The sequence below is a fragment of the Pseudomonas sp. TE36184 genome, assembly GCF_054060055.1.
The window spans coordinates 3,653,683-3,679,418 of the sequence record NZ_JBSSCU010000001.1 but is presented as its reverse complement, the minus strand read 5'-3'; the positions used below and the strand labels follow the sequence as shown (position 1 = coordinate 3,679,418).

At 62.1% G+C, this 25,736-nt stretch carries 24 protein-coding genes; 7 read left to right on the top strand and 17 right to left on the bottom strand.

What is annotated here, in order from left to right:
* The first annotated feature begins 108 nt into the window (after window positions 1-108).
* Window positions 109-627, top strand: coding sequence for an acyloxyacyl hydrolase (locus ACVWZP_RS16535; protein WP_046384755.1), 519 nt, complete (start codon window positions 109-111; stop codon window positions 625-627).
* 936 nt (window positions 628-1,563) lie between these two features.
* Here ACVWZP_RS16535 and ACVWZP_RS16530 read toward each other — a convergent pair.
* From ACVWZP_RS16530 to ACVWZP_RS16480, 11 genes are all read right to left on the bottom strand, one after another.
* The gene (locus tag ACVWZP_RS16530) at window positions 1,564-1,869 is read right to left on the bottom strand and encodes a YkgJ family cysteine cluster protein (protein ID WP_026139835.1); all 306 of its coding nucleotides are present in this window, start codon (window positions 1,867-1,869) and stop codon (window positions 1,564-1,566) included.
* A gap of 75 nt (window positions 1,870-1,944) precedes the next feature.
* Window positions 1,945-3,216, bottom strand: a complete 1,272-nt coding sequence (locus tag ACVWZP_RS16525) for an SAM-dependent methyltransferase (protein WP_017845512.1) — start codon at window positions 3,214-3,216, stop codon at window positions 1,945-1,947.
* Window positions 3,203-4,012, bottom strand: coding sequence for a DUF1365 domain-containing protein (locus ACVWZP_RS16520; protein WP_457369942.1), 810 nt, complete (start codon window positions 4,010-4,012; stop codon window positions 3,203-3,205). The genes ACVWZP_RS16525 and ACVWZP_RS16520 overlap by 14 nt, the downstream gene beginning before the upstream one ends.
* Complete coding sequence (locus tag ACVWZP_RS16515; RefSeq protein WP_046384753.1) at window positions 4,009-5,256, bottom strand: NAD(P)/FAD-dependent oxidoreductase; 1,248 nt, start codon at window positions 5,254-5,256, stop codon at window positions 4,009-4,011. The genes ACVWZP_RS16520 and ACVWZP_RS16515 overlap by 4 nt, the downstream gene beginning before the upstream one ends.
* Window positions 5,253-6,035, bottom strand: a complete 783-nt coding sequence (locus tag ACVWZP_RS16510) for an SDR family NAD(P)-dependent oxidoreductase (protein ID WP_046384752.1) — start codon at window positions 6,033-6,035, stop codon at window positions 5,253-5,255. Before ACVWZP_RS16510 ends, ACVWZP_RS16515 begins: the two co-directional genes overlap by 4 nt.
* The gene (locus ACVWZP_RS16505; RefSeq protein ID WP_017845508.1) at window positions 6,032-6,454 is read right to left on the bottom strand and encodes a nuclear transport factor 2 family protein; all 423 of its coding nucleotides are present in this window, start codon (window positions 6,452-6,454) and stop codon (window positions 6,032-6,034) included. The genes ACVWZP_RS16510 and ACVWZP_RS16505 overlap by 4 nt, the downstream gene beginning before the upstream one ends.
* Window positions 6,447-7,892 (bottom strand): deoxyribodipyrimidine photo-lyase, encoded by a 1,446-nt coding sequence (gene phrB / locus ACVWZP_RS16500; RefSeq protein ID WP_057005762.1) that lies wholly within the window; start codon window positions 7,890-7,892, stop codon window positions 6,447-6,449. Before phrB ends, ACVWZP_RS16505 begins: the two co-directional genes overlap by 8 nt.
* Entirely contained in the window at window positions 7,893-8,822 is a 930-nt protein-coding gene (locus ACVWZP_RS16495) for a MerR family transcriptional regulator (protein WP_301555775.1), read from the bottom strand.
* A 15-nt stretch (window positions 8,823-8,837) separates the two neighbouring features.
* On the bottom strand, window positions 8,838-9,803 hold the full coding sequence (locus ACVWZP_RS16490) for a YbgA family protein (RefSeq protein WP_017845505.1): 966 nt from the start codon (window positions 9,801-9,803) through the stop codon (window positions 8,838-8,840).
* Window positions 9,804-9,915: 112 nt separating this feature from the next.
* On the bottom strand, window positions 9,916-10,131 hold the full coding sequence (locus ACVWZP_RS16485) for a TIGR02450 family Trp-rich protein (RefSeq protein WP_017845504.1): 216 nt from the start codon (window positions 10,129-10,131) through the stop codon (window positions 9,916-9,918).
* On the bottom strand, window positions 10,131-11,114 hold the full coding sequence (locus ACVWZP_RS16480) for an NAD(P)/FAD-dependent oxidoreductase (protein WP_057005761.1): 984 nt from the start codon (window positions 11,112-11,114) through the stop codon (window positions 10,131-10,133). The genes ACVWZP_RS16485 and ACVWZP_RS16480 overlap by 1 nt, the downstream gene beginning before the upstream one ends.
* A 211-nt stretch (window positions 11,115-11,325) precedes the next feature.
* On the opposite strand from ACVWZP_RS16480, the gene ACVWZP_RS16475 reads away from it, so the two are divergent.
* Both ACVWZP_RS16475 and hemH read left to right on the top strand, forming a co-directional pair.
* Window positions 11,326-12,225, top strand: a complete 900-nt coding sequence (locus tag ACVWZP_RS16475) for a TIGR01777 family oxidoreductase (RefSeq protein WP_046384748.1) — start codon at window positions 11,326-11,328, stop codon at window positions 12,223-12,225.
* A 14-nt stretch (window positions 12,226-12,239) separates the two neighbouring features.
* A complete protein-coding gene (hemH, locus tag ACVWZP_RS16470; protein ID WP_457369941.1) occupies window positions 12,240-13,265 on the top strand; it encodes a ferrochelatase in 1,026 nt (341 codons plus the stop codon).
* 102 nt (window positions 13,266-13,367) lie between these two features.
* Here the strand turns inward: hemH and ACVWZP_RS16465 are convergent, their stop codons facing one another.
* Window positions 13,368-15,464 carry a TonB-dependent siderophore receptor gene (locus ACVWZP_RS16465; protein ID WP_108525307.1) on the bottom strand — a complete coding sequence of 699 codons (2,097 nt, stop codon included), beginning with the start codon at window positions 15,462-15,464 and terminating at the stop codon, window positions 13,368-13,370.
* Between the two features lie 114 nt (window positions 15,465-15,578).
* Window positions 15,579-16,733, bottom strand: a complete 1,155-nt coding sequence (algW, locus tag ACVWZP_RS16460; protein ID WP_017845499.1) for a Do family serine endopeptidase AlgW — start codon at window positions 16,731-16,733, stop codon at window positions 15,579-15,581.
* 102 nt (window positions 16,734-16,835) lie between these two features.
* Here algW and ACVWZP_RS16455 point away from each other — a divergent pair, with 102 nt between their 5' ends.
* The 3 genes from ACVWZP_RS16455 (at window position 16,836) to cysN (ending at window position 20,600) form a co-directional block, all read left to right on the top strand.
* Window positions 16,836-17,594, top strand: a complete 759-nt coding sequence (locus tag ACVWZP_RS16455; protein ID WP_017845498.1) for a Nif3-like dinuclear metal center hexameric protein — start codon at window positions 16,836-16,838, stop codon at window positions 17,592-17,594.
* Between the two features lie 180 nt (window positions 17,595-17,774).
* Window positions 17,775-18,692, top strand: coding sequence for a sulfate adenylyltransferase subunit CysD (gene cysD, locus ACVWZP_RS16450; RefSeq protein ID WP_010565604.1), 918 nt, complete (start codon window positions 17,775-17,777; stop codon window positions 18,690-18,692).
* 9 nt (window positions 18,693-18,701) lie between these two features.
* Window positions 18,702-20,600 carry a sulfate adenylyltransferase subunit CysN gene (gene cysN, locus ACVWZP_RS16445; protein WP_046488067.1) on the top strand — a complete coding sequence of 633 codons (1,899 nt, stop codon included), beginning with the start codon at window positions 18,702-18,704 and terminating at the stop codon, window positions 20,598-20,600.
* Between the two features lie 84 nt (window positions 20,601-20,684).
* Here the strand turns inward: cysN and ACVWZP_RS16440 are convergent, their stop codons facing one another.
* From ACVWZP_RS16440 to ACVWZP_RS16425, 4 genes are all read right to left on the bottom strand, one after another.
* Window positions 20,685-21,527 carry a hypothetical protein gene (locus tag ACVWZP_RS16440; protein ID WP_079442828.1) on the bottom strand — a complete coding sequence of 281 codons (843 nt, stop codon included), beginning with the start codon at window positions 21,525-21,527 and terminating at the stop codon, window positions 20,685-20,687.
* A 343-nt stretch (window positions 21,528-21,870) separates the two neighbouring features.
* Window positions 21,871-22,770: an acyltransferase gene (locus tag ACVWZP_RS16435; protein ID WP_046384745.1), complete on the bottom strand. Its 900-nt coding sequence runs from the start codon at window positions 22,768-22,770 to the stop codon at window positions 21,871-21,873.
* Complete coding sequence (gene pta, locus ACVWZP_RS16430) at window positions 22,771-24,870, bottom strand: phosphate acetyltransferase (RefSeq protein WP_046384744.1); 2,100 nt, start codon at window positions 24,868-24,870, stop codon at window positions 22,771-22,773.
* Between the two features lie 79 nt (window positions 24,871-24,949).
* Window positions 24,950-25,240 carry a DUF3565 domain-containing protein gene (locus ACVWZP_RS16425; protein WP_046384743.1) on the bottom strand — a complete coding sequence of 97 codons (291 nt, stop codon included), beginning with the start codon at window positions 25,238-25,240 and terminating at the stop codon, window positions 24,950-24,952.
* On the opposite strand from ACVWZP_RS16425, the gene ACVWZP_RS16420 reads away from it, so the two are divergent.
* A complete protein-coding gene (locus ACVWZP_RS16420) occupies window positions 25,239-25,724 on the top strand; it encodes an FKBP-type peptidyl-prolyl cis-trans isomerase (RefSeq protein ID WP_046384742.1) in 486 nt (161 codons plus the stop codon). The genes ACVWZP_RS16425 and ACVWZP_RS16420 overlap by 2 nt on opposite strands.
* Window positions 25,725-25,736: the final 12 nt, after the last annotated feature.

Here is a 25,736-nt window from a genome sequence, read left to right as displayed (position 1 = left end):
TCGTCAAAATTCGCCGTTAGACGCTGAATTTCTGGCAGTAAGTCGGCTTCTATAAGCGAGATTTCCCTGTGTAAAAACCTATAACTTCGTTCGGAAAGGATGTTTCTTATGAAGCGCTTGTTCTGTTTGGCCGCGATTGCGGCCGTTGTGGTGGGACACTCTTTTTCGGCGCAGGCCGCCGGCCTTGAGTTTGGCCTGGGGGCCACCGGTGATTCGACGCTCACCTATCGATTGGGGCTGACGTCGGATTGGGATAAGAGCTGGATGCAGAGCGACGTCGGTCGCCTGACCGGCTATTGGAGTGGTGCATACACCTATTGGGAAGGTGATCACCGTGCAGGCGCGAGCAGCCTGTCGTTCTCCCCGGTATTTGTGTATGAGTTCGCCGGGGAATCGGTAAAGCCTTACATCGAGGCCGGGATCGGGGTGGCGGCATTCTCCCGCACGCGGTTGGAAGACAACAACCTCGGCCAGGCCTTCCAGTTCGAAGACCGCCTGGGCTTCGGTTTGCGCTTTAACGGCGGGCATGAAGTGGGCATTCGTGCCATGCACTACTCCAACGCCGGGCTCAGCGACCATAACGACGGCATCGAAAACTACTCGTTGCACTACACGATGCCGCTGTAACTTCAGAACCCTGCAAAACCCTGCAAAACCTGTGGGAGGGGGCTTGCCCCCGATAGCGGAGTGTCAGTCGCAGAATTTGCCAACTGACCCACTGCTATCGGGGGCAAGCCCCCTCCCACATTGAGATATTCGTCGGTCTGAGATCAGCGGTAAGCGGTCGCGAATCCGTTCGCGTTCGGTGGTATCGAAAACTACTCGTTGCCCTGCAAAACCCTGTGGGAGGGGGCTCGCCCCCGATAGCGGAGTGTCAGTCGCAGAATTTGCCAACTGACCCACCGCTATCGGGGGCAAGCCCCTCCCACATTGAGATATTCATCGGCCTGAGATCAGCGGTAAGCGGTCGCAATCCCTTCGCGTTCGGTGGCATCGAAAACTACTCGTTACCCTGCAAAACCCTGTGGGAGGGGGCTCGCCCCCGATAGCGGAGTGTCAGTCGCAGAATTTGCCAACTGACCCACTGCTATCGGGGGCAAGCCCCCTCCCACATTGAGATATTCGTCGGCCTGAGATCAGCGGTAAGCGGTCGCGAATCCGTTCGCGTTCGGTGGCATCGAAAACTACTCGTTACCCTGCAAAACCCTGTGGGAGGGGGCAAGCCCCCTCCCACATTGAGATATTTGTCGGCCTGAGATCAGCGGTAAGCGGTCGCAATCCGTTCGCGTTCGGTGGCATCGAAAACTACTCGTTACCCTGCAAAACCCTGTGGGAGGGGGCTTGCCCCCGATAGCGCAGTGTCAGTCGCAGAATTTGCCAACTGACCCACTGCTATCGGGGGCAAGCCCCCTCCCACATTGAGATATTTGTCGGCCTGAGATCAGCGGTAAGCGGTCGCGAATCCGTTCGCGTTCGGTGGTATCGAAAACTACTCGTTGCCCTGCAAAACCCTGTGGGAGGGGGCAAGCCCCCTCCCACATTGAGATATTCGTCGGCCTGAGATCAGCGGTAAGCGGTCGCAATCCCTTCGCGTTCGGTCAGGCATTCCGGCGCGCCCATCTCGAATTCCCGGCAGATCAGCGGCCGACGCGTATAAATCGTACACATCATCGTGTCCCGGTCCAGCGCCGCGCACCAGCCGTCGTCCAGGCGCAGCATGACTTCGCCGCCCCAATCGTCGGTGTCGATATAGCGCTCGGGCACGCCCGTGTCGGTAATCAGCATGACTTCCAGCTGGCAGCAGCAGGCCGCGCACGTCGAGCAGGTGACGGCGGGGGTGGTGATTTGGGTGTGGGGGATGTTGGTCATAGGCACGCAGTGTAAGGCAAGCGGGTGACACAGGTGTGAAAGGGCTGACAGACGTTAGCGTACCCGGCGCATTGGTTAAGCACTGAAACGCCCAAGCAACGGCGGGTTGATGGCTGCCGGCTTGGCCAGCAGCAACTGCGCGGTGCCGATGGTGCGCTCCATAAAGCCGCCTTCGCAGTAGCACAGGTAAAACTCCCACAACCGCAGGAAGTATTCGTCGTAGCCCAATTCCATGAGACGGCCGTGAGCGCGGCGAAAGTTCTCATGCCACAAGCGCAGGGTTCGCGCGTAATGCAGGCCGAAATCTTCCATGTGCAGCAGGTTCATGTCGGTGTCGCGGCTGATGATCTGCAGCATGTTCTGCACACAGGGCAAGGCGCCGCCGGGGAAGATATAGCGCTGGATGAAGTCGACGCTGTTCTTGGCCTGTTCAAAGCGTTGCTCACGGATGGTGATGGCTTGCAGCAGCATCAGCCCATCGCTCTTGAGCAGGCGCGCGCACTGTTTGAAGTAGGTCGGCAGGAAGCGATGGCCCACCGCTTCGATCATTTCGATGGACACCAGCTTGTCGTATTGGCCGCTCAGGTCGCGGTAGTCCTGCAACAGCAGCGTCACCTGGTCTTGCAGCCCCATGGCGGCGATGCGTTGCTGGGTGTAGACAAACTGTTCCCTGGACAAGGTCGTGGTGGTGACTTTGCAGCCATAGTGCCGCGCCGCGTACAACGCCATGCTGCCCCAGCCGGTGCCGATCTCCAGCAGATGGTCGGTAGGTTTAAGCGCGAGTTTCTGGCAGATGCGTTCCAGCTTGTTCAGTTGCGCCTGTTCCAGGGTGTCTTCGGCGCTCAGGAACTGCGCCGCCGAATACATCATGGTCGGGTCGAGAAATTCTTCGAACAGGTCGTTGCCCAGGTCATAGTGGGCGGCGATGTTCTTCTGCGAACCCTTGCGCGTATTGCGGTTGAGCCAATGCAAGCCTTGGGTGAACGGCCGCGCCAGCTTGGCCAGGCCGCCCTCCAGCGCATCGAGCACCTCCAGGTTGCTGACCATCACACGCACCACGGCGGTCAGGTCCGGGCTGCTCCAATAACCGTGGATAAACGCTTCGCCCGCACCGATCGAGCCGTTGGCCGCCACCAGGCCCCACACCGCCGAATCGAGGATCTGGATCTCGCCCAGCAGATGCGCTTCGCGGGCGCCGAACACTTGGCGTTCGCCGTCTTCGATCAGCACCAGTTGGCCGTGGCGCAATTGGCTGAGTTGCCGCAGCACGGCTTTGCGCAGCAGTGCGGTGGTCACGCCGTTGACGTTCAGGCGGTTGGCCTTGACCGATAAGCTAGGGGATTTCATGGCGGCGATCCTTGGTGTACCCGACGGCGGTGCGAGAGGCGCCATCGGCGGCCTGATGGGGAAAAATCGGTGTGCGTTTGAGCAACAGGCGCAGGGCTTGCCAATAAATCGCCAGGCAGGTCTTGGCGGTCATCCACGGAAAGCGCCACAGATAGCGGTGCAGGCTGGCGCGGCTGAGGGCTTCGCGCTGCAGGCTCAAGGTGGCGTCGAAGACTTTCCTATCGCCCTGCCAGTCGGCCATGTGGACCCCAAGCCTGGCGGCGGGCGGGCTGAAGCTCATGCGGTATTCCAGGTCGGGCGGCAGGAACGGCGATACATGAAACGCCTTGGCCACGGCGAAGTGCTGATGCTCGTCGACGCCCAGCGCCAGGGCCGGCAGCACGTAGTGATAGCGCTCGCGCCATGGGGTGTTGGTCACTTCACACAGGATCGCGGCCAATTGTCCGTCGGCCTCGAAGCAGTAGAAGAAACTCACCGGGTTAAACGCCAGGCCCCAACTGCGGGCCTGAGTCAGTAGGCAGATAGCGCCCTGGGGTGTACGCCCCAGCGTCTTGCCGACTTGCTGGCGCACGGCATCGCTCAGGCTCATGCCGTGACGGGTGAATTCACGCAGGTAATCCTGCTGGCGAAAGCCGAAGGCGGCCAGACGACCTGCGCCGGCCAGGGGCGACAGCCCGAGCACTGCGTCCTGTTCGCTCAAGTCCAGGTACAGCAAGCCGATGCGGTAGCGAAAGGCGTGGGCCTTGGGCGCAAACCGGCGATGGGCGATCCAGCCGCTGTACAAGGCGCTGTTCACAGGGCTTCTCCAAACGCCTGGGCCACGCGCAAGGCGCTGATCACGCCGTCTTCGTGGAAGCCGTTGGCCCAATAAGCGCCGCAATAATAGGTATGCTGCGCACCGTTCAACTCTTCCCAACGCGCTTGCGCGGCCACGGCCGCCAGGCTGTATTGCGGGTGGGCATAGGTGTAGCGGGCGAGGATCTTCAGCGGGTTGATCGTCGATGTCTGGTTGAGGCTGACGCAAAAGGTCGTGGCGCTGTCGATGCCTTGCAGGATGTTCATGTCATAGGTCACCGCCGCCTGGCTCTGCGCATTGCCGCTGAGCCGGTAGTTCCAGCTGGCCCAGGCCAGTTTGCGGTCTGGTAGCAGGCGCGTGTCGGTGTGCAGCACCACGTCATTGTCGGCGTAGGGCAGGGCGCCGAGGATCTGCTGCTCGGCACTGCTCGGCTCGCCCAGCAGGGCCAGCGCCTGGTCGCTGTGGCAGGCGAACACCACTTTGTCGAAGGTTTCGGTGCCCGCGGCGCTGTGGATCGTCACGCCCTGTGGATCGCGCTCGACCCGATGCACGGGGCAATCGAGGCGAATCCGTTCACGAAAGCCGCGGGTCAGCGGTTCGATGTAGCGGCTTGAGCCGCCCTCGATCACGCACCATTGCGGGCGGTTGCTCACCGACAGCAAGCCGTGGTTCTTGAAGAAGCGCACAAAGAACTGCAAGGGGAAACCGAGCATGTCCGCCAGGGACATCGACCAGATCGCAGCGCCCATCGGCACGATGTAATGCCGGATGAATCGCGGGCCGTAGCCGCCGGCGTCGAGGTAGTCACCCAGGGTCATGTCGGCACTGATGCGTTGCGCTTGCAGGTCCGCCGGCGCCTCGCGGTTGAAGCGCAGAATATCGCGCAACATGCCCCAGAACCCCGGCGACAACAGATTGCGCCGCTGCGCAAACAGGCTGTTGAGGTTATTGCCGTTGTACTCGAACCCGCTGCGGCGGTCGCACACCGAAAAGCTCATCTCGGTGGGTTTGAACTTCACGCCGACCTGACCCAGCAGGCGGATGAAGTTGGGGTAGGTCCAGTCGTTGAATACGATAAAACCGGTGTCCACCGCATAGCTTTTACCCTCGACGGTGACGTTGACCGTGTGGGTATGCCCGCCGATGCGATCGCCCGCTTCGAACAGGGTGATGTCGTGGCGACGGCTGAGCAGGTAGGCGCTGGTCAGCCCGGCAATGCCGCTGCCGATAATCGCGATCTTCACAGGTCGTCCTTTTTTGGCGGCGGGCTGCGCAGCATGCGTTTGCCGATGATCAGTTGCGCGCGATTCGGCAGTTTCGACAACGGCCACAGGGTGGCGATGAACATCGCCGGGAAGGCGATTTCCAGTGGGCGTTTGTCCAGCTTGGCGAAGATATGCCGGGCCGCCTTGTCGGCAGACCAGGCCAGGGGCATCGGGAAGTCATTGCGCTCGGTCAGCGGGGTGTCGACAAAGCCCGGGCTGATCACGGTGACGTCAATGTTTTCCGGCGACAGGCTGATGCGCAGGGATTCGAACAGGTAGCGCAAACCGGCCTTGGACGCGCCATAGGCTTCGGCGCGCGGCATCGGCAGGTAGGTCACGGCGCTGGCCACGCCCACCAGATGCGGTGCGCGCCCGGCGCGCAACAGTGGCAGTGCGGCTTCGATGCAATAACTGCTGGCGAGCAGGTTGGTGCGTACCACGTGTTCGACGATCGACGCGTCGAATTGCTTGGCATCGACATATTCACAGGTGCCGGCATTGAGGATCACGGTGTCCAGCGACCCCCAGACCTGGGCGATGTGTTCGCCGATTTCGCGCACGGTCTGGCTGTTGGTCAAGTCGCCCGCCACGACCAGCACTTGGCCGGGAAAGCGTTGGGCGAGCGCTTGCAGCGGGCCTTTGGAGCGCGAACTGAGGGCCACGTGGGCGCCGCTGTTGAGCAGCTCCACGGCGAGGGAGGCGCCGATGCCACTGCTGGCGCCGGTCAGCCAATAACGACGGGGCGGTGTGAGGTTCATCCGACTCTCCTTTTCAGCCAACTGATCACACGGCCGAACACCGGCAAGTGTTCGTAAAGCATTGCGCCGGCATCGAAATAATCCCGATGGCGGTACACCTTGTCGCGCCACATCAGGTGCGAGCAACCTTCCACTCGGATCACCTTGCCCTTGGCCAGGCGCGGGTGGCAAAAGCTCATTTTCCAGCGCAGGTAACCTTCGCCTTCGGCCACCTGGTCGAAGCCGTGGAAGTCGAAGCGCAACTGGCTGACATTACCGTACAACTGCGCGAAATAGTGGTGCAGCGGCGTGAGCCCGTGGACCTCGTGCAGCGGGTCGGTGAAGACGATGTCCTTGCTGTACAGGCTGTCGAGCAGGTGCAGGTTGTGCTTGTCCAGAGTGGCGAAGGCCTGGGCGAAGCGGCGCAGGAAGTCACTCATGTTCGGCTCCGACGGCCTGGCGCGACGGCAGGCTGCGGAATGCCGCCAATGCACGTTCGCGGGAGTGTTTCAGGTCGACGATCGAGCGCGGGTAGTCGGCCACGCCGAACAGGCCGCCAGCGGCCTGCGGGTCGTGTACGTCGTTTTTATTCAGCGTCGCCAGTTGCGGCAGCCAGTGCTTGATGAACACGCCGTCGCGGTCAAATTTCTGCGACTGGCTCAGCGGGCTGAAAATCCGGAAATACGGCGCCGAATCGGTGCCGGTGGAGGCGCTCCACTGCCAGCCGCCATTGTTGGCTGCCAGGTCGCCGTCGATCAGGTGGCGCATGAAAAAGCGCTCGCCTTCGCGCCAGTCGATCAGCAGGTTCTTGGTCAGGAACATCGCCACCACCATGCGCAGGCGGTTGTGCATCCAGCCGGTTTCCAGCAGTTGGCGCATGGCCGCGTCGATGATCGGCAAACCGGTGCGCGCCTGCTGCCAGGCTGCGAGGTCGTTGGGCGCGTCGCGCCAGGCCACCGCCTCGGTTTCGGGGCGGAAGGCGCGGTGACGGGACACCCGCGGGTAGCCCACCAGGATGTGCTTGTAGAACTCACGCCAGAGCAGTTCGTTGACCCAGGTGATCGTGCCGATATCGCCGCTTTCGAACTCGCCCTGGTTGCGCTGCAGCGCGGCATGCAGGCACTGGCGCGGCGAAACCACGCCCGCCGCGAGGTACGCCGACAGCTGGCTGGTGCCGGGCTTGGCCGGGAAGTCGCGCTCATCCTTGTAGTAGCTGATCTGCTGCGCGGCGAACGCGTCGAGGCGGCGGCGCGCTTCGTCTTCACCGGCGGGCCAGAGGGCGCGCAGCGTTTCGCTCGGCGTTTCGAAACCGTCGACCTGTTGCGGTACCGGGTCGCTGGTCAGCGCGAGGGCCGCTTGAGCCTTGGGCGTGGCCACCCGGCGCGGCAGGGCGCTGTGCAGGCGGGCGTAGCAGACTTTGCGGAACTGGCTGAACACCTGGAAGTAGGTGCCGGTCTTGGTCAGTACGCTGCCGGGCTGGAAAAACAATTGGTCGAGGTAACGGTGGAAGCTCACGCCGTCGGCTTCCAAAGCCTTGGCCACCGCCGCATCGCGACGGCTTTCGTGGATGCCGTATTCCTCGTTGACGTGGACCGACTCGACCGATAGCTCGCGGCACAGTTGGCCGAGTACGGCGGGCGCCTGGTCCCAGGTCGCGGCGCGGCGGATCAGCAAGGGAATATTCAGCGCGCCGAGGGCCTGGCTCAAGTGCTGCAGGTTGCGCAGCCAGAAGTCGACTTTGCACGGTGCATCATCGTGGGCCAGCCATTGCTGCGGGGTGATCAGGTACACGGCCGCCACCGGGCCGCGCTGGCTCGCGGCGGTCAGGGCGGTGTTGTCATGCAGGCGCAGGTCGGTGCGCAGCCAGATCAAGTGCATTTAAACAAGTCCCTGCTGGATCAGTATCTGGTGAGCCGACAACGGGTTTTCGGCGACGAACAATTCAGGGGTGTCGCCAGCTAATGCCGTCAGCTCGGCCTGGTGGATGCATACCGTTGGTCCGACGATCAACTTTGGGCAAGCGATGCCGCCCAGAAGTTTTGCGAGTGCCGACAAATGGAGCGCCTGGCTGGAATACAGCAGCACCGCGCGCGGTTGCAGGTGTTCCACGGCCAGCGCCAGTTCACCGGTCGGCAGCGGCCAGTCGAAGACTTCCACCGGGCAGTCGGCGCTGCTGGCCAGCCAGGCGCTGAGCCACAGGTGCGGTGCCAGGGGCAGGTCGGAATGATTCACCAGCAGCAGCGGTGCGCCGTGCAACTGGCGATTGTTGTGATAGATCCGCGCGCCGAACTTGCTGCGCAACCAGGACAGGAAGAACACCCGTTCCATCTGCGCGCCGAATTGGCCCTGCCAGCGTTGCTCCAGTTCGCGGAGCAGCGGCAGCAGCAGTTGTTCGCACAGGGTGCGCGGCGGGTAGAGCGCCATGGCCTGGTTGAAGGCATCGTCGACCCGGCGTTCGGCCAGCTCGCTGATGGCCTGCACCAGGGTCTGGCGCAGGGTGTGCCATTCGTTTTCGACGGCGTCGGGAGCGACGTGCGCGGAGTCGATCAGGTTTTTCACCTGGCTGACCGGCACGCCGCGATTGAGCCAGGTGAGGATGGTGTGGATGCGTTGCACATGGTCGTGGCTGAACAGCCGGTGACCCTTGGGCGTGCGCTGCGGCACGATCAGGCCATAGCGGCGTTCCCAGGCGCGCAGGGTCACGGCGTTGACGCCGGTCTGGCGCGCCACTTCACGGATCGGCAGCCAGCCGTCTTCGAGGGCTTGGGCGATATCTTCGCCGGGTTCGTCTTGCAAGGCTGCGGTCATGAGGTTTTTCATGGTTCAGATCGCATTGCGCAGGCTGAGATTTTCCGGGTGTGGCTGCAAGTAAGCCTGCTGCGCGATGTAGCGGTCCGGGTGGAGGCGAAAGTGGTGCTTGAGCAAGGTCAGCGGCACTACCAGCGGCACGATGCCTTGGCGGTATTGGCCGATCACGGTTTGCATTTCCTGTTTGTCGTCGGCGCTGATGGCCTGCTTGAGGTAACCGCTGATGTGTTGCAGCACATTGGTGTGGGTGCCGCGGGTGGCGCACTTTTTCAGGCCGCTCATCAGCGCGCTGAAATAGCCGCTGCCCAATGCGTCGAGGTCTTCGCCCTTGGCCATGCCGCCAAGCAGGTTGCCGAGGCTTTTGTAATGCGCCGGGCTGTGGGCCATCAGCAGGTATTTGTAGCGCGCGTGAAAGGCCAGCAGGCGATGGCGGCTCAGGCCTTCGCCGAGCAGTTGTTGCCAGCTGGCGTAGACGAAGACGCGGGTCAGGAAGTTTTCCCGCAGCACCGGGTCATTCAGGCGGCCGTCTTCTTCCACGGGCAGGTTGGGGTGGCGCGCGCAAAAGGCTTGGGCATAGATGCCACGCCCGCCGCCGTCCACCGGTGCGCCGTTTTCACGGTAGACCTTGACCCGTTCCAGGCCGCAGGACGGCGATTTCTGCATGAAGATATAGCCGCACAGGTCGCTGTGCTCGGCGGCCATTTTTTCGCCGTATTCACCCAGCGGCGCGGTGACGTTCAGCTCGCGATGCACGCTGCCGACGGCTTGAGGGGACGCGGCATCGCCCACCAGGCGAATGGTCTCCCGGGGAATGCCCAGGCCGATCGCCACTTCCGGGCACAACGGCACAAAGTCGAAGTACGCGGCGAGCACCTCGCTGCAGAGTTGCGATTGCTTGTGGCCGCCGTTGAAACGGACGTTCTCGCCCAGCAGGCAGGCGCTGATACCAATCTTCGGCTTGAAGGACGGGGTGCTGGACATGGGCAAACCTCTGCAAGATTCCTGTACAAGCGTAAAAGCATGTACAGCTAAATCTCATCATAGGTTTGATGCTGTACAAGTCAAATTGTTTGTACAAGTATTTGTGCGAGGGCTATTTCCAGCCGATTCGCCAGTCCTCGGCGCTTTGCAGGGTTTGCCAGGGCAGGCGCTCACCGCGCCGGGTCATGACGGCTTGCAGCTCGATGTCGAGCACGTTGCCTTCTTCATCACAAAACAGTTCGGTGACCAGGAAGTGTTTTTCCTTGTTGCGCGGGTGTGCTGCTGTCCACTTCGACAGCAGCAATTTAGCGGGGTTTATGCGGTTCATTACAGGTGCTCGATCAAGCGTCGCGCGGCTTCCTGGCCACTGAGCCAGGCGCCTTCCACGCGGCCCGACAGGCACCAGTCGCCACAGACGTACAAGCCCAGATCGGCGTCGGCCAGCACGCCGAATTCATGGGCGCTGGACGGTCGTGCGTAGAGCCAGCGGTGCGCCAGGCTGAACGAAGGCGCGGGCATGGCGCTGTGCAGCAGTTCGGCGAAGGCGCCGTGCAGGTGTTCGATCACTGCTTCTTTGGGCAGGTCCAGATGTTCTTTGCTCCAGGCGCTGGTGGCGTGCAGCACCCAGGTGTCGAGGACGGTGTCGCGCCCCGGTTTGCTGCGGTTGCGGGCCAGCCAGTCGAGGGCGCTGTCTTGCACGAAGCAGCCTTCCATCGGGGTTTCCAGCGGCTTGTCGAAGGCCAGGGCAATGGCCCAGGTCGGGTCCATCTTCACGCCGGCGGCGGCACTTGCCAGCTTCGGTGCGGCGGCCAGCAGGGCGGTCGCTTGCGGGGCGGGCGTGGCGATGATGACGTGGCTGAACGGACCATGGTTGCCGCCGTCGGCGTCCAGCAGGTTCCAGTGCCGTTTGCCTTGGAACACTTCGGTGATACGGCAGCTGAACTGCACCGGCAGGTCGTCGAGCAGGGCGCGGGTGATGGCGCTCATGCGCGGCGTGCCGACCCAGCGGATCTGTTCATCGGGGGAGGGCGTGAGTTCGCCGGACTTGAAGTTATACAGCTGCGGCTTCCATTGCTCGGCCCAGCCATTGCTTTGCCAGCGCTGCACTTCGTTGACGAAGCGGCGGTCGCGGGCGGTGAAGTACTGCGCGCCCATGTCCAGTGCGCCGGCGTCGCTGCGCTTGCTGGACATGCGGCCACCACTGCCGCGGCTTTTATCGAAGAGTTGTACAACATGCCCGGCGTCTCGTAACGCTCGGGCGGCGGAGAGACCGGCGATGCCGGTGCCGATGATCGCGATGGGGACAGTCATGGGAGGCCTCGTTTTACCGTTGGGTACAGACTACGCCGACACCAATAGCTGTACAATATTGTTTTTTGGTATAAGTTTTGGCGTACCTGATCGTTTGGCGTGACCTATGGTTAAAGCTGAGGCTTAAATCAATGTCACGCCCGATTGCAAATGATCCCTGCTTATAAAATAGACCAGTGATCGGTGGCGAACGTTACATGAGGAAGATCCCATGCATATTTTGCTGACCGGCGGTACCGGCCTGATCGGCCGTCAACTCTGCCAACATTGGCTGGCGCAAGGGCATCGCCTGACGGTGTGGAGCCGTCGCCCTGAACAGGTCGCCCGGTTATGTGGCGATGCGGTGCGCGGTGTCGCCAGCCTGCAAGAGGTTATCGGCCCGGTGGACGCGGTCATTAATCTGGCCGGCGCGCCGATCGCCGATCGCCCCTGGACGCATAAACGCAAGGCGCTGCTGTGGAGCAGCCGCATCAGTCTGACCGAAACCCTGCTGGTGTGGCTGGAAGGCCTGGCGGAGAAACCGGCGGTGTTGATTTCCGGTTCTGCCGTGGGCTGGTACGGCGACGGCGGCGAGCGCGAACTGACCGAAGCCAGCGGCCCGGTGCAGGACGATTTCCCCAGCCAGTTGTGCGTCGCCTGGGAGGAAACCGCCCAGCGCGCCGAAGCCCTGGGCATTCGCGTGGTGCTGGTGCGTACCGGGCTGGTGCTGGCGGCCGAGGGCGGCTTTTTGTCGCGGCTGTTGCTGCCGTTCAAGCTGGCACTGGGCGGGCCGATTGGGAATGGTCGGCAGTGGATGCCGTGGGTGCATATCCACGATCAAATCGCGCTGATAGATTTTCTTCTGCACCAGCACGACGCTCGCGGTCCCTATAATGCCTGCGCGCCGCACCCGGTGCGTAACCGCGAGTTTGCCAAGACGTTGGGCCAGGTGCTGCACCGCCCGGCGTTCATGCCCATGCCGGCCTTCGTGTTGAAGGTGGGGTTGGGCGAGTTGTCCGGTTTGTTGCTAGGCGGCCAGAAAGCTTTGCCCGAACGCCTGTTGGCGGCCGGTTTCACTTTCCAGTTCACTGAGTTGAAGGCGGCCTTGGACGACTTGTCCAGCCGCCTCTAGAGATAGGATGTTGCATGACGGATCACGCGTTGTTACTGGTCAACTTGGGGTCACCGGCGTCTACTTCGGTGGCCGATGTGCGCAGCTACCTCAATCAGTTCCTGATGGACCCTTACGTGATCGACCTGCCGTGGCCGGTGCGGCGCTTGCTGGTGTCGCTGATCCTGATCAAGCGTCCCGAGCAGTCGGCCCATGCCTATGCCTCGATCTGGTGGGAGGAAGGCTCGCCGCTGGTGGTGCTCAGTCAGCGCCTGCAGCAGAAAATGACTGCGCAGTGGACCCAGGGTCCGGTGGAGCTGGCGATGCGTTATGGCGAGCCGTCCCTTGAAACGACCCTGACGCGGCTGGCCGCCCAGGGGGTTCAGAAAATCACCCTGGCGCCGTTGTACCCGCAGTTCGCCGACAGCACCGTGACCACGGTGATTGAAGAAGCCCAGCGGGTGGTGCGCGACAAGAAGCTCAAGGTGCAGTTCTCGATCCTGCAACCGTTCTACGATCAGCCGGAGTACCTCGATGCGTTGGCGGCGAGCGTGCGGCCTTACGTGGCGCAGGAGTACGACCACCTGCTCCTGAGTTTCCACGGCCTGCCCGAGCGCCATCTGACCAAGCTCGACCCTACCGGCGCGCATTGCTTCAAGGATGCCGATTGCTGCCGCAACGCTTCGCCGCAGGTGCTTGCCACGTGTTACCGCGCACAGTGCTTCAGCGTCGCCCGCAATTTTGCCGAACGCATGGGGCTGCCGGACGGCAAATGGTCGGTGGCATTCCAGTCGCGCCTGGGCCGGGCGAAGTGGATCGAACCCTACACCGAGGCACGCCTGGAAGCGTTTGCCCAGCAAGGCGTGAAAAAGCTGCTGGTGATGTGCCCGGCGTTCGTGGCCGACTGCATCGAGACGCTGGAAGAGATCGGCGACCGTGGCCGGGAGCAATTCCGCGCAGCGGGCGGCGAGGAGTTGGTGCTGGTGCCGTGCTTGAATGACAGCGAGCAGTGGGCGGTGGCGCTTAACACCCTGTGCGAGCGGGCCCCCGTGGCACTGTAATGTGGGAAGGGGCTTGCTCCTGATAGCGGTTTGTCAGTCACTGGATGAGGTGACTGTTGTAGCGCTATCGGGGGCAAGCCCCCTCCCACAGGTTTGACCGTGTTACAGGTTGAGGGTCAGGCTGACCGTGAAGTTGCGCGGTTCACCGGGGCTGACCCAATAGTTGCTGTAGGCGCGTTCGTAGTACTTTTCATCAAACAGGTTGTTAAGGTTCAGGCCCACGGTGACGTTGTCGGTGGCTTTGTAATGCGCCAGCAGGTCCACGGTGTGATAGGCGGGCAGTTCGAAACTGCCGCCGGCTTCACCGGAGCGATCACCGACATAGGTGAACGCCGCGCCCACGTCTGAACCGCGCAACGTGCCGTCCTGGAATTCATACACGCCCAACAGGCTGCCGCTGCGCTTGGCCACGCCGAGAATGCGGCTGCCGGTGGGGATGGCTTTATCGCCCTTGGTCACTTCGGCATCGATGTAGGCGAACGCGCCGATCACGCGCACTGCCTCGCTCAGTTGCCCGCTCAGTTGCAGGTCAAACCCTTGGCTGCGTGCCTTGCCCATGGCGCGTTGGGTGTCGGTGGCGGGGTCCACGGTCAGCACGTTTTCCTTCTCGATGTGGAACGCGGCGAGGGTGGCGCTGAGGCGCTCGTCGAACAGCTCGCTCTTGATCCCCACTTCATACCCCACGCCCTCTTCAGGCTTGAAGGATTTGCCGCCAGCGTCCAGGCCGTTGTTCGGCTTGAATGAGGTCGAGGCGTTGGCGAACACCCCGACTTCAGGCGTGAGCTGGTAGAGCAGGCCGGCGCGCTGGGTCAGGGCGTCGTGGGTCTGGCGGCTCTTGGCGTGATGACGGGTGAAGTCGTCGGTGTGTTGCTCGAAGTGCTCGAAGCGCGCGCCGAGCATGCCGCGCAGGCGTTCGGTGAAGACGATCTGGTCTTGCAGGTTCAGTGCCTGGCTTTTTACCTGTTCGGAGAAGTCAGTGCCGGAGCGCTCGCCATCGGGTTTGGGCTGGCCGTAGACCGGGTTGTAGATGTCGATCGCGTAGGGGCTGCCGGCGATGGCGGTCACGCGTTCCTTCTTGCGGTAGTCCTCGTACTCGGTGCCGATCAGCAGCTCATGTTGCCAACGACCGATGTCGAACAGACCGCGCAGTTCCAGCTGGGTGATGCTGTCGTGCCAACCCATGGAGCGTTCGCGGTAGCGGCGGTTGACGGTGTGGCCGTCGCTGTTCAGCGCGCGGTTTTCCGAAGCGTCGCCCCACAGGCTGCCTTGTTTGTAATGGCTGGCCAGGCGCAGGGCCCACGTGTCGTTGAGGTGATGTTCGAGGGTGGCCTGGAGGCGGTTGTTGTGGTTGTTGATGTCGCCGTCGTTGGGCTCGCCGAGGAAGGTGGAGCGCGACATGCCGCGCGGCGCGACGATGCCGCGGTCGAAGGTGGAGCGGTGGCGCACGAATTCGCTTTCCACCAGCAGGTGCGTGTCGGGGGCCAGTTGCCAACTGAAGGACGGCGCGACGAACACCCGCTTGGCGTCTACGTGATCGCGGAAACTATGGTTGTCTTCCACCGCCAGGTTGACCCGTGTCAGCAGTTGCCCTTCGCTGTCGAGCGGGGTGTTCACGTCCAGCGCGGTGCGATAGCGGTCCCAACTGCCGGCGCTGGTTTGCAGGGTGGTGAACGCGTCGGGCTGGGGTTTCTTGGTGACGATATTCACCGTGCCGCCGGGATCGCCGCGCCCGTACAGGCTGGCGGCGGGGCCTTTGAGCACTTCGATGCGTTCGAGATTGGCGGCGTCCGGCGTGCTCGGGTAACCGCGGTTGGCGCTGAAGCCGTCCTGGTAGAACTCCGACGTGGTGAAGCCGCGCACGCTGTATTCGTAGAGGGTGAGGCCGCCGAAGTTGTTCTGCTTGGAGACGCCGCCGGCAAATTCCAGGGCGCGTTCCACGTCGGTGCTGCCCAGGTCGTTGAGCACATTGGCGGGAATCACGCTTATGGATTGCGGGATGTCACGCAGCGCGGTGTCGGTCTTGGTTGCGCTGGCGGAGCGGGTGGCGCGATAGCCGTTGACCGGGCCGGTGGCGGATTCGTAGGCGTCGGTGGTGACGCTGATGGCGTCCAGTTCAATGCGGGTGTCTTCGGCGCAGGCGGGGTCCAGCAGCAAACCCAAGGCCAGGCCGGCCAAAGGGGGAAACGTGCGAGGCGACATGATAGAGCGTTCCAATGGCGATATTGAAACAATATAACATGTCATTATGTCAGCGGTTCGGTTCTGAAATATGTGCTTACAGGTGCCCGCGAACGGGCACCTGGAGGGCGCGGGTTATTCCTCTTCCGTCACCGGCGCGGGCGGTGGGCGCAGGCCGATTTCCGCCGTCAGGTTGAGCTCTTTACCGTTGCGCATCACCTGGATCGTGACCTTGTCGGTCGGCTTGATCCGCGCCACTTGGTTCATCGACTTGCGGCCATCACCGGCCGGTTCGCCGTCGATGCTGAGGATCACATCGCCCAGTTGCAGGCCGGCCTTTTGCGCCGGGCCGTCGCGGAAGATCCCGGCGACCACGATGCCCGGGCGCCCGGTCAGGCCAAACGACTCGGCCAGTTCCTTGCTCAGCGGCTGCACTTCGATCCCCAGCCAGCCACGGATCACCTGGCCGTGCTCGATGATCGACTTCATCACTTCCATCGCCAGCTTGACCGGGATCGCGAAACCGATGCCCTGGGAGCCGCCGGACTTGGAGAAAATCGCCGTGTTGATGCCGGTCAGGTTGCCGTTGGCATCCACCAGCGCGCCGCCGGAGTTGCCCGGGTTGATCGCGGCGTCGGTCTGGATGAAGTCTTCGTAGCTGTTGAGGCCCAACTGGTTACGCCCGGTGGCGCTGATGATGCCCATGGTGACCGTCTGGCCGACGCCGAACGGGTTGCCGATGGCCAGCGCGACATCGCCGACCCGCAGCCCTTCGGAGCGGCCGATGGTGATCGCGGGCAGGTTTTTCAGGTCGATCTTCAATACCGCGAGGTCGGTTTCCGGGTCGCTGCCGACCACGCGGGCCAGGGTTTCGCGGCCGTCGCGCAGGGCTACCACAATCTGGTCGGCGCCGGTGGTCACGTGGTTGTTGGTGAGGATGTAGCCTTCCGGGCTCATGATCACCCCGGACCCCAGGCTGGATTCCATGCGTCGCTGCTTGGGGCTGTTGTCGCCGAAATAGCGGCGGAACTGCGGGTCTTCGAACAGGGGGTGCGCCGGCTTGTTGACGACCTTGGTGGTGTACAGGTTGACCACCGCAGGGGCGGCGATGACCACGGCGTCGGCGTAGGTCACCGGGCCTTGCACCATCGTATTGGTTTGCGGGGCCTGTTGCAGGTTCACATCAAGGCTCGGTAAGCCCACCCACTGGGGGTAACGCTGAATAATCATCATCGCGATCAGCACGCCAGCCAACAATGGCCATCCAAAAAAACGCAGTGCCTTGAGCATCAAGTAAGTCCTGACAGGTTGCAGGGGGCGGGGGAGCGCCCATAATGTCGCGCATTATACGAGGCTGCGAGCGCCTCGGAACGGGATATTTAGGAGTCTTTTATGGCCGTTGCTTTGAGCACCCTCGTCGAGGAAGCGGACCGCTACCTTGGCAGCGCAAAAATTGCCGATTACTGCCCCAACGGCCTGCAGGTCGAGGGGCGCCCGCAGGTGATGCGTATCGTCAGCGGCGTCACCGCCAGCCAGGCATTGCTGGACGCCGCCGTCGAAGCCCAGGCCGACCTGGTGCTGGTCCACCACGGTTATTTCTGGAAGGGCGAGAACCCGTGCATCACCGGCATGAAGCAGCGCCGCCTGAAGACCCTGCTCAAGCACGACATCAGCCTGCTGGCCTACCACCTGCCGCTGGACCTGCACGCCGAGGTCGGCAACAACGTACAGCTTGCTCGGCAGTTGGACATCACCGTCGAAGGCCCGCTGGACCCGGCCGACCTCAAGATCGTCGGGCTGGTCGGCTCTCTCGCCGAGCCGCTGTCGCCGCGTGACTTCGCCCACCGCGTGCAGAGCGTGTTGGGGCGCGAGCCGCTGCTGATCGAAGGCAGCGAGATGATCCGCCGCGTCGGCTGGTGTACCGGCGGTGGCCAGGGTTACATCGACCAGGCGATTGCGGCCGGCGTCGACCTGTACCTGAGCGGCGAAGCCTCCGAACAGACCTTCCACAGCGCCCGCGAAAACGACATCAGCTTTATCGCCGCCGGCCATCACGCCACCGAGCGTTACGGTGTGCAGGCGTTGGGCGATTACCTGGCGCGGCGTTTCGCCCTGGAGCATTTGTTCATCGATTGTCCCAACCCGATCTAACGCACACCACCCTCCCACGTTTGGGAGGGTTCGGCCGGCCATCACCGCCAAACCTCGGGGCATATCCATATACCGTTTCGATCTAGTCGGCGCCCTGAATAGAAGCAGGTGCTGTGCTAGCATGCCTCGCTCGAACACGGCCCGCTGGCCGTCCATAAGATCGTTTTTCCGTGAGTAGCCATGGTCGACAAACTGACGCATCTGAAACAGCTGGAGGCGGAAAGCATCCACATCATCCGCGAGGTCGCCGCCGAGTTCGACAACCCGGTGATGCTCTACTCGATCGGTAAAGACTCCGCCGTGATGCTGCACCTGGCACGCAAGGCGTTCTTCCCGGGCAAGCTGCCGTTCCCGGTGATGCACGTCGACACCCAGTGGAAATTCCAGGAGATGTACACGTTCCGCGACCGCATGGTTGAAGAACTGGGCCTGGACCTGATCACCCACGTCAACCCGGACGGTGTGGCGCAGGGCATCAACCCGTTCACCCACGGCAGCGCCAAGCACACCGACATCATGAAGACCGAAGGCCTCAAGCAGGCCCTGGACAAGTATGGTTTCGACGCAGCCTTCGGCGGTGCCCGTCGCGATGAAGAGAAATCCCGTGCCAAAGAGCGCGTGTACTCGTTCCGCGACAGCAAGCACCGCTGGGACCCGAAAAACCAGCGCCCGGAGCTGTGGAACGTCTACAACGGCAACGTCAACAAGGGCGAGTCGATCCGTGTGTTCCCGCTGTCCAACTGGACCGAACTGGACATCTGGCAGTACATCTACCTGGAAGGCATCCCGATCGTGCCGCTGTACTTCGCCGCCGAGCGCGATGTGATCGAGAAGAACGGCACGTTGATCATGATCGACGACGACCGCATCCTCGAGCACCTGTCCGACGAAGACAAAGCCCGCATCGTCAAAAAGAAAGTCCGTTTCCGTACCCTTGGCTGCTACCCGTTGACGGGCGCGGTGGAGTCCGAAGCGGAGACGCTGACGGACATCATTCAGGAAATGCTCCTGACGCGAACTTCCGAGCGCCAGGGCCGGGTCATCGACCACGATGGTGCCGGCTCGATGGAAGATAAAAAACGTCAAGGCTATTTCTAAGGGGTTGTCATGTCGCATCAATCTGATTTGATCAGCGAGGACATCCTCGCCTACCTGGGCCAGCACGAGCGCAAGGAAATGTTGCGCTTCCTGACCTGCGGCAACGTCGACGACGGCAAGAGCACCCTGATCGGGCGCCTGCTGCACGACTCCAAGATGATCTACGAAGATCACCTGGAAGCCATCACCCGCGATTCGAAGAAGGTCGGCACCACCGGTGACGACATCGACCTGGCTCTGCTGGTCGACGGCCTGCAGGCCGAGCGCGAGCAAGGCATCACCATCGATGTCGCCTACCGCTACTTCTCCACCGCCAAGCGTAAATTTATCATCGCCGACACCCCCGGCCATGAGCAGTACACCCGCAACATGGCCACCGGTGCGTCCACCTGTGACCTGGCGATCATCCTGGTCGACGCGCGCTACGGCGTGCAGACCCAGACCCGTCGCCACAGCTTCATAGCCTCGTTGCTGGGCATCAAGCACATCGTGGTCGCCATCAACAAGATGGACCTCAACGGTTTCGACGAAGGCGTATTCGAGCAGATCAAGGCCGACTACCTGAAGTTCGCCGACGGTATCGCCTTCAAGCCGAGCACCATGGCGTTCGTGCCGATGTCGGCGCTCAAGGGCGACAACGTGGTGAACAAGAGCGAGCGTTCGCCGTGGTACACCGGCCAGTCGCTGATGGAGATCCTCGAGACCGTCGAGATCGCCAACGACCGCAACTACACCGACCTGCGTTTCCCGGTGCAGTACGTCAACCGTCCGAACCTGAACTTCCGCGGTTTCGCCGGCACCCTGGCCAGCGGCATCGTCCACAAGGGCGACGAAGTCGTGGTGCTGCCGTCGGGCAAGAGCAGCCGCGTCAAATCCATCGTCACCTTCGACGGTGAACTGGAACACGCCGGTCCCGGCCAGGCCGTGACCCTGACCATGGAAGACGAGATCGACATCTCCCGTGGCGACCTGCTGGTGCATGCCGACAACGTGCCGCAAGTGACCGACGCCTTCGACGCCATGCTGGTGTGGATGGCCGAAGAGCCGATGCTGCCGGGCAAGAAATACGACATCAAGCGCGCCACCAGCTACGTGCCGGGTTCCATCACCAGCATCGTGCATCGCGTGGACGTGAACACCCTGGCCGAAGGCCCGGCGAGTTCGCTGCAGTTGAACGAAATCGGCCGGGTCAAGGTCAGCCTCGACGCCGCCATCGCCCTGGACGGTTACGCGAGCAACCGCACCACCGGCGCGTTCATCGTCATCGACCGCTTGACCAATGGCACCGTGGCCGCGGGCATGATCATCGCGCCGCCGGTCAGCCACGGCAGCGCCGCGCAGCACGGCAAGTTGGCCCATGTGGCCACCGAAGAGCGCGCCCAGCGCTTCGGCCAGCAGCCGGCCACCGTGTTGTTCAGCGGCTTGTCGGGCGCCGGCAAAAGCACCCTGGCCTATGCGGTTGAACGCAAGTTGTTCGACATGGGCCGCGCGGTGTTTGTACTGGATGGCCAGAACCTGCGCCACGACCTGAACAAAGGCTTGCCGCAGGATCGCGTCGGGCGTACCGAGAACTGGCGTCGTGCGGCTCACGTCGCACGCCAGTTCAACGAAGCCGGCCTGCTGACCCTGGCCGCGTTCGTTGCGCCGGATGCCGAAGGGCGTGAACAGGCCAAGGCACTGATCGGTGCCGACCGCTTGCTGACGGTCTACGTGCAGGCTTCGCCGCTGGTGTGTGCCGAGCGCGATCCACAAGGCTTGTACGCGGCCGGTGGGGATAACATCCCTGGTGAGTCCTTCCCCTACGACGTGCCGTTGAATGCCGATCTGGTGATCGACACCCAGGCCCTGTCGCTGGAAGACAGCGTCAAGCAAGTGCTGGAGCTGTTGCGTCAGCGCGGCGCGATATAGGCGCGCTGATAAGCGTTAAGCGTCAAGCTGCAAAAAAGCCCGTCAGCGTGTGAATCGCGACGGGCTTTTTAGTGTGTCTGAGGGTTAAATTTCTTCGCGAGCAGGGACATCAGTTTGGGTGATTACGTCACTGTCTCTTTTTTCTGAGAGGGTTGCTTCCGAGGTGGTATTGATGGTGTTTTTGCCTCCGCCTATACGAATGTCGCCCTTGCCTTCGGTGGTGATGAAGGAGGCTCCGCCACTACTGGTGATAGAGAACCTTCCGGAAAGTGAGGTCATTGTGTCGCGGTCCCCGCGGCCAGCGATATGAGTCGCCTGATCGGGGCCACCACCTGTTCCGCTCCTCATGATGTTGTTGCCGGCACCGCCGTCAAGTGAGTTATACCGACTTAGTCCCCCGGTCAGAAAGTCGTTGCCGCCTTGTCCTTCAAGCATGCCCCCGCCACTCCCCAAGGACGCTTCATCATCACCGTTACCCAAGTATGCGAATGTTAGGCCGCCTCCGCTCTTGACGTGATCGTCACCGTCTCCGGTGTAGATCGCAACGGTGTTTTTTACGTCTTCATCTACAGTGACCCGGTCGTTGCCGCCGTTGGTTTTGATAAGGAGTGTTTTTAAGGCCTTTTCGTTCTCCAGATTTAACGGGTAACTTTCCCCGTTGATATCTGCCGTAACCTTATTGTCACTGCCCAGGCGAATGTGAATGCGGTCGTTTTCGTTACCCGTATTAATGGTGACGCGTTTAGGTATGCCTGGAGTATTGGCTTCCTGGAGATCGTAATCTGCGCTGATCGTTAGATTGCCGTCTTCGTATGTCTTGCTGTAGACATCCGGTGTCGACTGGTCACGTCCTGGGTGAAGTCGACTAACTAGAAGTGAGGGCAGCGAATATGGAACATAGGGTGCGGATGTCGGCGAGATGTTCATGAAGTTGGTTCCGTAAGTTTTCTGATGGTATTGCATTCTGCGTAGACACTTGATTCATGCGTCTGGCGCCCACCTGAGGGCGCATTGCCTGAGTGGTGTTTAATGGATAGCGGTTTCTGTTGAACTTGTTTCTGCGAGTAACAAGTCGGCCGGTGTTTGGTGCGATATAAACCTTGCCACCACAAAAAGCCCGCCACCGATCACTCGGTGGCGGGCTTTTTACATGCTCAAGAACGTCTCGGTTGAATGTGGGAGGGGGCTTGCCCCCGATTGCAGAGTGTCAGTCAGAGCATCGGGTGACTGAACCACCGCTATCGGGGGCAAGCCCCCTCCCACCTTTTGATCAGTGGCGGCCTGGGTAGTCGGTGTGCAACTGTTTCAGCAGCGCGTCCTTGTCTTCCCACAACCGGTTGATCCAGGCCTGGAACGCCAGCCGATACTCGCTATCCTGCTCATAATTCTTGCCAATGAACTCGGCCGGAATCTGCACCTCTTCGAACTGCACCACCACGTCCTGCACATTCCCACACAACAAGTCCCAGTAGCCTGGGCGCCCGGCGGGGTAGTGGATGGTCACATTGACCAATGACTTGAGCTGCTCACCCATGGCATCCAGCACAAACGCGATACCGCCAGCCTTGGGCTTGAGCAGGTAGCGAAACGGCGACTTCTGCTGCGCATGCTTGCCGACGGTAAACCGCGTGCCTTCGGCAAAGTTGAAAATGCCCACAGGGTTGGCGCGAAACTTCGCGCAGGTCTTGCGGGTGGTTTCCAGGTCCTTGCCTTTCTTCTCCGGGTGTTTTTCCAGGTAGGCCTTGGAGTAGCGCTTCATGAACGGAAAGCCCAACGCCCACCAGGCCAGGCCAATCACCGGCACCCAGATCAGTTCCTGCTTGAGAAAGAACTTCAGCGGGCGAATGCGTCGGTTGAGCACGTATTGCAGGACCATGATGTCGACCCAGCTCTGGTGGTTGCTGGTCACCAGATAAGAGTGCTGGTAGTCCAGCCCTTCCAGGCCTTTGAGGTGCCAGCGGGTGCGCCGTACCAGGTTCATCCACGCCTTGTTGTTGCTGATCCAGGCTTCATGGGTGTGGTTCATCAGCCATTCGCTGAAACGTTTGGCGAACGGCAGGGCCTTGAACAGCGCGACGATGAACAGGAACGAACACAGCAGGATCGTGTTCAGCGCCAGCAGCAACGACGCGATTACCCCGCGCACGGCGGCAGGTAGAAAATCCAGCATTTAGATATCCATAGGTCGGTTGGCGGCTTGAATCGCGGTCAGGGCGATGGTGTACACAATGTCGTCGACCTGGGCGCCGCGCGGCAGGTCGTTCACCGGTTTGCGCAGGCCCTGGAGCATCGGCCCGAGGCTGACGCAATCGGCGCTGCGTTGTACCGCCTTGTGGGTGGTGTTGCCGGTGTTCAGGTCGGGGAACACGAAGACCGTGGCCTTGCCCGCCACCAGGCTGTTGGGCGCCAGTTGCCGGGCGACGGTTTCGTTGGCGGCGGCATCGTATTGCAATGGGCCGTCGATCAGCAGCGAACTTTGCTGTTCATGGGCGAGCAGGGTGGCTTCGCGGACCTTTTCCACCTCTTCGCCGCTGGCCGACTCACCGCTGGAATAGCTGATCATCGCCACCCGTGGGGTGATACCGAACGCGGCCGCCGAGTCGGCGCTCTGCAGGGCGATTTCCGCCAGTTCGGCGGCGCTCGGGTGCGGGTTCATCACGCAGTCGCCGTACACCAGCACCTGTTCGGGGAACAGCATGAAGAACACCGACGACACCAGGGTGCAGCCCGGCGCGGTCTTGATCAGTTGCAGGGCCGGGCGGATGGTGTTCGCGGTGGAGTGGATAACGCCGGAGACCAGGCCGTCGACTTCATCCAGGGCGAGCATCATGGTCGCGATCACCACGGTGTCTTCGAGCTGCTGTTCGGCCATCGGCGCGTTGAGGCTTTTGCTTTTGCGCAACGCGACCATCGGTTCGACATAACGCTCGCGGATCAGGTCCGGGTCGAGAATTTCCAGGCCTTCGGGCAATTCGATGCCCTGGGCGCGGGCGACCGCTTCCACATCCGCCGGCTTGGCCAGCAACACGCAGCGGGCAATGCCGCGGGCCTGGCAGATCGCGGCGGCTTGCACGGTCAACGGCTCGCTGCCTTCGGGCAGGACGATGCGCTTGTTGGCGGCCTGGGCGCGTTGGATCAACTGGTAGCGGAACACTGCCGGCGACAGGCGCATCTCCCGTGGCGTGCCGCAGCGTTGGTGCAGCCAGCGCGCATCGAGGTGGCTGGCGACGAAATCGGTGATGATCTCGGCCCGCTCACGGTCATCGATGGGAATTTCCTTGTTCAGGTTGTTGAGCAGGTTCGCGGTCTCGTAGGAACCGGTACTCACCGACAGCACCGGCAGCCCGGCCTGGAACGCGCCTCGGCAGAGGTCCATGATGCGCGGGTCGGGCAGGGTGTCGCTGGTCAGCAGCAGGCCGGCCAGGGGCACGCCGTTGATCGCCGCCAGGCTGACGGCGAGGATGATGTCGTCGCGGTCACCCGGTGTCACCACCAGCACGCCCGGCTTGAGCAGTTCCACGGTGTTGCGCATGGTGCGGGCGCAGATGATGATCTTGGTCATGCGCCGGGTTTCGTAATCCCCGGCGTTGAGGATCTGCGCGCTCATCAGGTCGGCGACGTCACGGGTGCGCGGCGCGTTGAGTTCGGGCTGGAAAGGAATGCAGCCGAGCAGGCGGAAATCCCCGCTGCGCAGCAACGGCGAATGCTCCTTGAGGCGCGCCGAGAAGGCCTCCATGCTTTCATCGGTGCGTACCTTGTTGAGGATCACGCCGAGCACTTTCGGGTCCTTCGGGCCGCCGAACAGTTGGGCCTGCAGCTCCACGCGGCCGGAGAGCTCGGTGAGCACTTCGTTTTCCGGCGCCGAGACCAGGATCACTTCCGCATCCAGGCTCTTGGCCAGGTGCAGGTTGACCCGCGCCGCATAGCTGGCGCTGCGGGTCGGCACCATGCCTTCGACGATCAGCACGTCCTTGCCCACGGCGGCCTGCTGATACAGGGTGATGATTTCTTCGAGCAACTCGTCGAGCTGGCCGTCGCCGAGCATCCGCTCGACATGGGCCAGGCCCAGGGGCTGCGGCGGTTTGAGGCCGTGGGTGCGCGCCACCAGTTCGGTGGAGCGTTCGGGGCCGGTGTCGCCGGGGTGCGGCTGGGCAATCGGTTTGAAGAAGCCGACTTTCAACCCGGCACGTTCAAGGGTGCGGACCAGCCCAAGGCTGATAGAGGTCAGACCCACACCAAAATCGGTGGGCGCGATAAAAAAAGTCTGCATGCGAATTCTCTGGAGGTGCATGGCTTCGGTGGCGCTCTATGGTTGAGTGCCTACCGGGAATCAGGCGCCAAGGTTATCGTTATTCGCGCTCCTGCGCACACCAGCCGCAGGCAAAGGGCTGGCCTATTTTTTCCAGGCGGCGTGCGGGGTCGAGCACCCAGGCGCGCGATTGCCAGGGCGGCTGGTGGCGCAGGTGCTGGGTGTGGCCGCAGGACAGCTCGGCAACCCAGTGCCGGTCGTCGTCCTGGTGGAATCCGATGATGACGACGGCCGTTGATTGGTCCCGTCCGTCCGGGTTCTGTTCGCTTTCGGGCAAATCCTTGTTTAGACTTGTCCGTTCTTCATTCTTATGCAAAAGGTCTCGCCCCATGACGATCGCCGCTAACAAGGCTGTCTCCATCGACTATACCCTGACCAACGACGCTGGTGAGGTCATCGACAGCTCAGCCGGCGGCGCGCCGCTGGTCTACCTGCAAGGCGCAGGCAACATCATCCCGGGCCTGGAAAAAGCCCTGGAAGGCAAGCAAGTTGGTGATGAACTGAAGGTTGCCATAGAACCTGAGGAAGCTTACGGCGAATACTCCGCCGAACTGGTCAGCACCCTGAGCCGCAGCATGTTCGAAGGTGTCGACGAACTGGAAGTGGGCATGCAGTTCCACGCTTCCGCGCCGGACGGCCAAATGCAGATCGTCACCATCCGTGATCTGGACGGCGACGACGTCACTGTCGACGGTAACCACCCTCTGGCAGGCCAGCGCCTGAACTTCCAAGTGAAGATCGTTGCCATCCGCGACGCTTCCCAGGAAGAAGTCGCTCACGGCCACGTCCACGGTGAAGGCGGTCATCACCATTGATCGATGTTTTGA